Below are 10,420 nucleotides of genomic sequence, written 5' to 3' on the forward strand. Positions count from 1 at the left end.
ACTAATTCTCTGCTTTTTCTTTTTTAACGGCTTGATTCATAATAAGGATAATTCCCAATAGGAAACAGGCGATAATCAGATAACGCCAGGAAAGGTCTTTTTGATCGCTTACCGTTCCGCTCACTGAAATGATAAAACTTGTTATTGAAGTAATCACATACACCAATCCACCCATCAGTCCGCCGGCAGTTCCTGCATTTTTAGGAAAGTAAAGCATACTTGTCGTAAAAAATGAGGTAAATAGAATTCCGGAACAGATATGAATGAAAAAGGCAAAAGGAATCATAATGAAAAGACTTTGTGCATAGTAACTGGTGATGATCAAGCCTGCAATCAGGATCAGCTGCAGAAGAATAGGCTGTAAGATTCTTGGCTTAAAATCAAGAGTCAGTCTGCGTTTTCCGATAAATCCGCCGATCATCCATGAAAAACCTAAAATCAGGGTACAATATCCAATGACTACCGGGGTAAAATGAAAGGTATTTTCAATAATAAAAGGTCCGGTAATATTAAATAACATCACAATAGAGTAGCTTAATCCCAAAATGAAAATTCCAAGCATGAAAATCCTGTTCTTAAGCATCATTTTGTAAAGACTGATATTCTCTGACAGATCCAGTTTCTTTTTCTGAGGAAGACTTTCACCACTGAAGAACCATTCAAACAAGAACAGAAGTCCGGCGTACGCGGCAAGAAAATAAAAATTAGCATGCCAGTTAAAAAGTTTTTCAAGATAGCCCCCTAAGAAAGGCGCCAGAATGGGTCCGCACGACCATACAATCGTAAAATAACTCAGATAATGTTTCACTTTCTCCGAATCATAAAGATCTACAAAAATAGCACGGGTTGCCACTACAAGAACGGAAACAGCCGCTCCCTGAAGAATACGAAGCAGACAGATCAGTAAAATACTGTTTGTCATGGTAATTAAAATACTGGTCAGAATCAATAGGAACAGCGCTATCAATTTGGGACGATAACGGCCGATACTGTCCAGAATTCCTCCTACAAATAACTGTGAAATTCCGTAACTCAGAAGATATGAAGTTAAAGTGATCTGGATATCTTTTTCTGAAACCATCATTTCTTTAGCCATAGAAGGGAATGATGGTAAATAAATGTCTGTGACAAACCCGGAAAGCGGGATTGACACGAAAGCCATAATAGTAATTAATCTGATTCTTTTTTCAGATGCATCTTTCAACATATTCAGTCATTTTTTACCATGCAAAAATAGCTCAAGAAATATAAATATGGGTTTTAAAAGACAAAGTAAAAATTACAAAAATCAAATATTAAGATAAATTCTTAAATTTTAAGGGTGAAGTCTGGGCATGCTTTTTAAAGAAATTATTAAAATGTGCCGGCTGATCAAAGCCTAAAGTATAGCCTATCTGAGCAATATCCCAATTCGTATACTTCAGCAGGTTTTTAGACTCTTCAAACATCTTTTCCTTAATGATCTGTGTTGTAGTAAGATTGGTAACAGATTTTACGGAAGAATTCAAATGATTGACATGCACATTGAGATGATCGGCGAAATCAGAAGGACTTTTTAGCGCAAGTGGATAGGCAGGAGAATCCAAAGGAAACTGTTTATTGAGCAATTCGTCAAATAACTTGTACAGCCGTACATTGCCGGGAAGCTCATTTGGATTGATGTCTTCTAAACGGTTTTCCTGTGCCAGATGCATAACAGATGCCAGATTACTTTTGATACTGCTGCATCGGAAAGGGTAGGAAGAATTATTCATCCTATAGATTTGATCAAAATAAAGAGTAGCCAGCTCGGTCTGTTCGTCCGTCAGAAAAACAACCGGTTTGCTCCATTCCTTAAACATCGAAGTTTTTTTAAATAGGTTGAATTCTGAATTTCCATTAAAAAACTCCTGATTGAAAAGGCAGAAATATCCTTCCTGAAAATCACTCTCACATTCCCAGGAATAAGGGATACTTGGAGAAGGGAAAAATAAAGCCGGACGGTCAATATACAACTGATGCGTACCATAATGAATGGTGCCTTTTCCTATGATAAAACTTATTTTATAGTAATCACGGCGGTTATAGGGACTCTTGAAGCTGCAGTATCTCCGCATCGAAATATTGAAATGGGATTTTCCTGTTTCAAACTCCTCCGAATCAAACATTTTGACCTCGTTTTTACGGATGCGTTTGTAATAGTCTTCTATAGTTTCCAGTTGATCACTCATAGGTAAAAATTATAAAAATCAAAGATAGGTAAACTAATACCTACTTACATTAATTTTAAGTGAAATAATAAAAATGAGAATTATAGCTTGCTTCAATAATATCAGTATTAAAAATCGGCTTACTTATTATAAAATATACAGACACATCCGTCTAAACTTGAGAAATCTGTAGTTGAAAATCTAATTTTTATTAATCTCCAATTCTAAAATATGCGACGGAAGCTGAAAAGGACCCGCCTTTGAACTGACTGTAGATATAAAACCGGATTCTTTTAAAAACTCCTGAAGCGGATCGTGATCCAGCATATTGATCCAGATAATATCTGTAAAACTCACAGCCGATCTGCATTTTTTCCAAAGTGACTGTCTTACCTCCGCTGAATCAAATTCTGAAGGAATGACAAAACTGATTTCTGTAGCCCTCTTTCCATCGGGTATTCCGGGATGTAGTGAACCACTTTTTATAATACTGTACCCGATGGGTTTCTGATCAGCATACGTCATAATAAGCTGGTTAGAAAGATTGTTCAGTTCATTGATCATCTTTCTTGGGTCTATTTCATGGTGAATGTATTTTTTAATGTCCTCTTCACTTACAAACTCCTTGTGCAATGTATAAATTGAAGAATCCATAATGGTTATAAGATCAGAAATTCCCTCTTCAGAACCTACCTTAAATTTTGAAATGATATCCATGGGGCTTTTTTTTATTCAAAATTATAAGTTTAATCCTTTCAAAAGGGATACAGTTCGTTAAAATATAACCAGTACAGAAAGGTATTTTTGTAAATTTGTTCAGTACAGTTGTTGTGTTATGATGAAACCTTATAAATATGAAGTTTTTACGAAAGTAATAGAGGAGCAGATCCGCAACGGAATCCTGCAGAAAAATGAAAGACTTCCTTCTGTTCGGGAGATTAAAGAAAAATACAGACTGAGTACAAGCTCAGTACAAAATGGATTTGAATATCTCCTGATCAAAGGGTTAATCAGGAGCAATCCTCGGTCCGGTTACTTTGTTGCAGAAACTCAGGAAGAAAATATTCCGGAGGCAAAGACAACGCTGCCTGCGGTTGTGAGGGATGAGGTATTTATGAAAAACATGATGCTGACTTCCAAAAGAACTTCGGAATTCAGTTCTTTCAATACAGCGGTTCCGGGAGATTTGCTCATTCCACAGAAGCTTATCCTGAGAACAATGCAGGAAGTGATTCGTGAAAAAGGAGCAGCCTTGCTCAGATATTATCCTTCCAACGGACTGGAAGCATTAAGGAAACATATTGCAAAACAAATGGGAATTTATGGCGGTACCATCAATCCTGATGAAATTATTATTACGGATGGCGCTTTGCAGGCACTTACAATCGCTTTAAAGTCGGTCACCAAAGCTGGGGATGTGGTGGCTGTTGACAGTCCGTGTGTGTTTTCTGTGCTGGAGGTCATTGCCCATCTGGATCTGAAAGTGATTGAAATTCCTGTGCATTACAGAAGTGGTTTTGATACGGAATACTTATGGAAAGTCTGTGAAGAAAATGATATCCGGGCTCTTGTCACGACTCCGAACTTTCATAATCCTACAGGAATGATGATGAGTGATGAAATGAAAAAAGAAATCATTCGTATTGCAGAATTCCATCAGCTATGTGTCATTGAAAATGATATGTATTCTGATCTTTATTTTGGGGAACAGAGACCACGCAGTATAAAAAGCTTTGATAAAAATGGGGTGGTAATGACCTATTCATCATTTTCAAAAACATTAGCGCCTGGAATTCGTTTAGGATGGCTGTATGCAGGACATTTTTATGCAAAATCAGAAAGAACAAGATTTGCTTTGGGACGGTCTGTTTCTCCCATTTATCAAGAGCTTGTTCTGAAACTCCTGCAGGGGAGCAGCTACGAAAGGCACCTGCGGTCATTCCGGAAAAAGCTAAACCAGCAGGCAGCTCAGGTATTGGAGGCTTTAAGAAATTCTTTTCCTGAAGATTCCTATTTTCACAGACCTCAGGGTGGATACAGCATTTGGGGACAACTTCCGGAGAATACAGATAGGGAAAAATTCTATCAGTATTGTGAAAAGCATCAGATTTTATTTACTCCCGGAGATACCTTTTCTTTTACGGATAAATATCACTATCATTTCCGGATTGTTTTTGCAGAGCGAATTACTTCTGAAAGCATTGTTTTACTGGAAAATGCGGGACGAAAAGCAAAGGAATTATTGTTGTAAATCCATAGGAATAATGCAATTAGTAAGAAAGGGTAAGAAATCAGACGTATTTTAAATGAGAGATTGATTTAATTTTCTTCAATTCTTACAGGTTTTTAATTGATTATTAATGCTTTAAAATTGATTCTGTTTTCAGATTGAAATTGATGCCTGATTTCCTGCCATTATTTGATTTTATTTTAAAAATTAAATTGATTTGAAGAAAGACTCAAAAAAAATAATCAAAACCACTATTTTTTTTCAACACAATTAGGCTGGAATCACCATAAAACCTATATTTGCAGCCTAAATTTTTAAATAAATGAAAGAACTAATTGAAAAAATTAACGCAGAATTTGAGGCGTTCACAACTGAGGCAAACCAACAAGCGGAAAAAGGAAACAAAGCAGCTGGTACAAGAGCTCGTAAAGCAGCTTTAGAACTAAGCAAATTGTTCAAAGATTTCAGAAAAGTTTCTGTAGAAGAAGCTAAGAAATAATTTACCTTTAGCCGGCTTTTGAAGCCGGTTTTTTTTATCCCCTGTTGAATTTAAAACAGAGTTAAATTTTTTAAATTGTACTTTTTAAAATCAGTATCTGGGATAATGTACCTGTAAAAAGAGGAACAACATTGCTTTCCGAATAAGAACAGATATTTCTTAATGGAAAATAAGAACTCGACTTCAGAGAAATACATAAAGACTGTCTTATTTGATGGTCTTTTTTTATGAATTATAGTTATTCATTAATTTTTGTTCTTTAATAAAGATGAAAAAGTTAAGAATATCTATGAAAAGGCTCTTTTTTAGGCTCAATCTTTTACCATCTCCTTAATTTCTTTTATCTTTAAACCAATCAATATATATTATGAGGATAAATAGATTTTTTGCAGTGCCTGCCGTAGTGCTGGCTGCTCAGTTTTCCTGGGCTCAGGTAAAGGTTGACCCCAAAGAAAGGTTAAACCCTATCGTAAAAAGTTTTGTAGATGAAGTAAATAATAATTCCCAGTTGGAAAATCTTGCCTACGAGTTATTGGACGGTATTGGCCCCCGTCTTGTAGGAACTCCTGAAATGCTTGCCGCAAACGAATGGAGTGCAGGTAAGCTTCGTTCATGGGGAGTAGATGCCAATCTTCAGCAATTCGGAACATGGAAGGGATGGCAGAGAGGTACTACTCATGTTGATATGACTTATCCACGGATGAAATCTCTATCTGCAACGCAGCTTGCATGGAGCCCGGCTACTAAAAAAGCGATTGAAGCAGAAGTGATTATTCTTCCTAAAGTATCTTCAAAAGCTGAGTTTGATCAATGGCTTCCTTCTGTAAAAGGAAAAATAGTGCTGATGGCACAATATCAGAAAATCGGACGTTCTGATGAGCAGATCAAAGAATTTGCTACTCCGGAATTGTATGAAAAGCTTAAAGCAGAAAAAGATCAGGCTGCCAAGGATTTCACAGCTTATGTAAAGAACATCGGATATGATAACAACAGCCTTCCGGATGCTCTGGAAAAAGCAGGAGCGGCAGGAATTGCTATTTCAAACTGGACTGGAATCATGGGAGCAAACAGAATATTCGGAGCAAAAACAACCAAAATTCCTATGGTTGATATTGATGTAGAAGATTATGGAATGCTTTACAGAATGGCAGAAAAAGGAGCTCAGCCTAAAATCAAAATTGATGCTCAGTCAAAAATACTTCCTGAAGCTAAAAGTTTTAATACAATCGGGATGATTAAAGGGAAAGAAAAACCTGATGAATATGTCATTCTATCCGCTCACCTGGATTCGTGGGATGGAGCTCAGGGAGCTACAGATAATGGAACCGGTACAATTACCATGCTGGAAACGATGAGGATTCTTAAAAAATATTATCCTAATAACAAGAGAACTATCGTGATCGGACTTTGGGGAAGTGAAGAGCAGGGATTGAATGGTTCCAGAGGCTTTGTTGCAGATAATCCTCAGATTATAAAAGGAGTACAGGCTGCTTTTAACCAGGATAACGGGACCGGACGTGTTGTGAATATCAGCGGTCAAGGATTTGTAAAAGCGTATGATTATATCGGGAAATGGCTTGATGGCGTTCCAAAAGCGGTAAAAAGCCATATTAAAACTGATTTCCCAGGAATGCCGGGTGGCGGTGGTTCTGACCACGCTTCATTTGTGGCAGCAGGAGTACCCGGAATTTCTTTAGGTTCCCTGAACTGGGGGTATTTCGGATATACATGGCATACGACAAAAGATACCTATGACAAAATCGTTTTCGATGAGGTGAAAAATAATGTGATTCTAACGGCTGCATTAGCATATATGGCGTCCGAAGATCCTGAATTTAGCAACAGAGAAAAAAGAGTAATGCCTCAGGATGAGAAAGGAGATACGGTAAAATGGCCGGAACTAAAAGAGCCTAGAAGGAGTTCTAAGGATTATAAATAAAATTCTATTCTAAGAGTAGGATTAAGAAAATAAAAGGCTGCCTTAGAGGGCAGCCTTTTTGTATTCCTGACGAAGCAGTTCTCTTATTTCTTTTATCTTATTTTCTTTCACAATATGAGTTTTGCAGATCTTGTTATTCAAATGCATGCTGAAGTTCATTTGAGTGCCTTGTGTTTCCCAGGTATGACTAGGCGGAGGCGTGTAATCTGTTAAAATCGGGCAAAAATTGGCCAGGCACAAAATATTTCTTAACAATGATTTTATAAGACCTGGCTGATTACCATAATCATCAAGGATTTTAAGCTTAAAAATTTTCTTACCTAAAGTGGTTCCAAAATACCATTCACAAAATGTTCCCGATATAATCACACAAGGAATCGAAAGGACGACACCGAAAAAGACAGGCAGATGGAATATCAATACGAATATGATGAAAAACGGAATCATATCAATCACTTTGGAAAAAAGGCGTTCCGTTTCATTTCCTTTATGAGTAGGAACATAAGGCAACTCATATTCGAATTCGTTATAGATCCTGTTTCCCAATTCATCAAAATGTCGGGTAGGTCTATGAATAATTCTCTTTTCTTTAAGCTCAGATATCTTCATTATTATATACTATCAGAAACAAAGATTTTTAAGTCTGAAAATGTAAGAACGGATGGTTCGTAAAGAGAATTGTTTAGCTTACCAAAACCATATTTACAGAAAATAAACGGTAATCTGTTAGAGCCTGCTGAATCATAATCAGTCTGGGTATCTCCAATATATACAGAATCTTCTGTGGATAATTGGTTTCTTTCCATGAGAAGCTGTATGTTTTCAGATTTTGGCTTTTTGGTTCGTCCGTGAGATTCAAAATCTACAAACAGGTTGCTGAACTGATAATACTCTAAAAATGATTCAATATAACCATCCTGACAATTGCTTACGATAAAAAGTGAATGCGTATTGGCAAGGCTTTTCAAGGTTTCTTCTACCTCTTCATATAAAATTCCGCCCTGTATGCGAAGGACTTTATTCTCTTCGGCTACAATTTCAGAAAGAAGTTCCTGGGCCTGCAGATCAGAAATGCCGGGAATCATATCTTTCAGAATATCATGAGCCAATAATCCCATGTATTGATCCATATCTTCAGGCTTCAGTTCTCTTTGGATCAACTGATGTCCGGCCAATACCTTATTCCATATTTTGATGATGGTTGCTCTGGGGTCCCATAATGTCCCATCCAGATCAAAAATTAAGTTCTTTGTACTCAAAACTGATATTTTGTGGTTTATACTTTACGATACAGTCATTAAATTACAAAATCATACTCAGCTGTACTCTTTTTCTGGCTTCGTCTACTTCTGTTACCTTTACGCGGACATGCTGGTGAAGTTTTACCACTTCATTGACGTCAGAGACAAATCCATCTTTCAGCTGGGAAATATGAACCAGTCCGCTTTCTTTTATCCCAAGATCTACAAAACATCCGAAAGCTGTAATATTATTGATAATTCCCGGAAGAATCATGCCTGCCTTTAAGTCTTTAATGCTTTTAACATTAGGATCAAATTCAAATACTTTGGCTGCTTTTCTTGGATCCAGACCCGGCTTTTCAAGCTCCTTTAAAATATCTTTAATTCCTAAGATCCCGATTTCACCGGTGATATAGCTTTCCGGTTTTACCAGAGCTATTTTTTCTTTGTTGGCGATCAGTTCATCCGTTTTGATTCCTAAATCTTTGGCTATTTTTTCTACGATTCCATATGCTTCAGGGTGTACAGCAGAATTATCCAACGGATTTTTAGCATTCGTAATTCTTACAAAAGCGGCTGCCTGCTGGAATGCTTTTTCACCGAGCCTTGGAACTTTTTTAAGCTGTTTTCTGTCTTCAAATGCTCCGTTTTCAGCACGATAATTGACAATATTTTCAGCCATTTTCTCTCCGATTCCTGAAACATAGCTTAAAAGAGACTTACTTGCGGTATTTAGATTAATTCCCACAGAGTTTACACATTTCATCACCGTAGAATCCAGTTCATTTTTCAGTTGAGTCTGATCTACATCATGCTGATACTGTCCAACACCAATAGATTTCGGATCAATTTTCACCAATTCTGCCAATGGATCAGAAAGTCTTCTTCCGATGGAAACAGCACCACGTACTGTGACATCATAGGTAGGAAACTCATCTCTTGCAATCTTACTTGCGGAATAAACCGAGGCTCCTGCTTCTGAAACTACAAAAACCTGCAAAGGCTTATCAAAAGCAATCTTTTTAATGAAAAATTCAGTTTCACGGCTAGCCGTTCCGTTACCAATAGAAATGGCTTCAATATTATAAGCATTGACCATAGAACGGATCTTTTTCATAGCCATTCCACTTTCATTCTGCGGAGCGTGAGGGTAGAGGGTTTCATTGTGCAATAAGTCTCCTTTTTCATCCAGACATACCACTTTACATCCGCTTCTATATCCGGGATCAATAGCCAGGATTCTTTTCTGTCCTAACGGAGGAGCCAGAAGGAGCTGGCTTAAATTTCCGGAAAATATCTCAATGGCCTTTTGATCTGCTTTTTCTTTGGCTTCCTGTAGTGCTTCGTTCGAAATTGCCGGTTCTAAAAGTCTTTTATAGCTGTCTTTTATAGCGAGTGCTATCTGGTCCGAACTTTCATTATTAGATTTGATAATAGCCTTTTCAATAAAATCAATGGCTTCTTCCTTATCTATTCCTATGTTCGTTTTTACAAATCCTTCCGTTTCAGCTCTTAACATGGCGAGAAGTCTGTGAGAAGGTGTTCTGCTAAGGCTTTCTTCCCATTCAAAATATTGGGAGAATTTTTGGGCATCTTCTTCATCTTTTTTAGTTTTTACTACTTTGGATGTAACAACTGCCTTACGCTGAAAGAGTCTGCGGAGATTCTTACGGACATACATATTTTCATTGATCCACTCTGCCATGATGTCTCTGGCACCCTGAAGCGCTTCTTCTTCGGAGGCTACCTCATTGTTCAGATACTTTGAAGCCAGAAACTGAATGTCATTATTTTTCTGACTCATAATGATCCTGGCTAAAGGTTCCAGTCCTTTTTCTTTGGCAGCATCAGCTTTGGTCTTCTTCCGTTTTTTGAAAGGCAGATATAAGTCTTCCAGCTCCTGAATATCAAAGCTGTCTTCAATTCTTTGCTGAAGCTCAGGAGTTAAAGCATTCTGTTCTTCTATAGATTTTAAAATAGATTCTTTCCTTTTGACAATGTCTTCAAACTGCTTGCTGATTTTTGAGATCTGTTCGATCTGTACTTCATCAAGATTTCCGGTTTTATCTTTTCGGTAACGGGAAATAAAAGGAATAGTGCAGTCTTCTGCTAATAATTGTAAAGTATTGTTGATGCTCTTTTCAGAAATATTGAGCTGTTTTTGTATAAATTCTACGGTCGTCATTGTTCTGTTTTCGGATAGCTAAAATAGGGTTTTTAAAAAGAAAAAAGGCGAGTTGCCCCGCCTTGAATGTTTTCACAACGGAATAATCCTTATTGTGAATTGCTTTTCAAAATTATTATTACAAATATAGAAGAAAA

At 37.1% G+C, this 10,420-nt stretch carries 9 protein-coding genes; 3 read left to right on the top strand and 6 right to left on the bottom strand.

The window, feature by feature from the left end:
• Position 1: 1 nt before the first annotated feature.
• From DBR39_RS22635 to DBR39_RS22645, 3 genes are all read right to left on the bottom strand, one after another.
• Positions 2-1,207: an MFS transporter gene (locus DBR39_RS22635; RefSeq protein ID WP_124536939.1), complete on the bottom strand. Its 1,206-nt coding sequence runs from the start codon at positions 1,205-1,207 to the stop codon at positions 2-4.
• 88 nt (positions 1,208-1,295) lie between these two features.
• Positions 1,296-2,210 carry a helix-turn-helix domain-containing protein gene (locus DBR39_RS22640; RefSeq protein ID WP_124536941.1) on the bottom strand — a complete coding sequence of 305 codons (915 nt, stop codon included), beginning with the start codon at positions 2,208-2,210 and terminating at the stop codon, positions 1,296-1,298.
• Between the two features lie 180 nt (positions 2,211-2,390).
• Complete coding sequence (locus DBR39_RS22645; protein ID WP_124536943.1) at positions 2,391-2,906, bottom strand: hypothetical protein; 516 nt, start codon at positions 2,904-2,906, stop codon at positions 2,391-2,393.
• Positions 2,907-3,024: 118 nt separating this feature from the next.
• Here DBR39_RS22645 and DBR39_RS22650 point away from each other — a divergent pair, with 118 nt between their 5' ends.
• The 3 genes from DBR39_RS22650 (at position 3,025) to DBR39_RS22660 (ending at position 6,857) form a co-directional block, all read left to right on the top strand.
• Complete coding sequence (locus tag DBR39_RS22650) at positions 3,025-4,440, top strand: PLP-dependent aminotransferase family protein (protein ID WP_124536945.1); 1,416 nt, start codon at positions 3,025-3,027, stop codon at positions 4,438-4,440.
• A gap of 301 nt (positions 4,441-4,741) precedes the next feature.
• Positions 4,742-4,918 (top strand): histone H1, encoded by a 177-nt coding sequence (locus DBR39_RS22655; RefSeq protein ID WP_047377485.1) that lies wholly within the window; start codon positions 4,742-4,744, stop codon positions 4,916-4,918.
• Between the two features lie 367 nt (positions 4,919-5,285).
• Entirely contained in the window at positions 5,286-6,857 is a 1,572-nt protein-coding gene (locus DBR39_RS22660; RefSeq protein WP_124536947.1) for a M20/M25/M40 family metallo-hydrolase, read from the top strand.
• Between the two features lie 42 nt (positions 6,858-6,899).
• On the opposite strand, the gene DBR39_RS22665 is transcribed toward DBR39_RS22660, so the two are convergent.
• Genes DBR39_RS22665 through DBR39_RS22675 form a run of 3 tightly spaced genes read right to left on the bottom strand, consistent with a single transcriptional unit; the run spans position 6,900 to position 10,283 of the window.
• A complete protein-coding gene (locus DBR39_RS22665; RefSeq protein ID WP_124536949.1) occupies positions 6,900-7,466 on the bottom strand; it encodes an RDD family protein in 567 nt (188 codons plus the stop codon).
• Between the two features lie 2 nt (positions 7,467-7,468).
• Entirely contained in the window at positions 7,469-8,116 is a 648-nt protein-coding gene (locus DBR39_RS22670) for an HAD family hydrolase (protein ID WP_185147244.1), read from the bottom strand.
• Positions 8,117-8,159: 43 nt separating this feature from the next.
• Positions 8,160-10,283, bottom strand: a complete 2,124-nt coding sequence (locus DBR39_RS22675) for a Tex family protein (RefSeq protein ID WP_124536953.1) — start codon at positions 10,281-10,283, stop codon at positions 8,160-8,162.
• Positions 10,284-10,420 lie beyond the last annotated feature (137 nt).

Origin of the sequence: Chryseobacterium sp. KBW03, from assembly GCF_003852415.1 — a bacterium.
Taxonomy (GTDB): domain Bacteria; phylum Bacteroidota; class Bacteroidia; order Flavobacteriales; family Weeksellaceae; genus Chryseobacterium; species Chryseobacterium viscerum.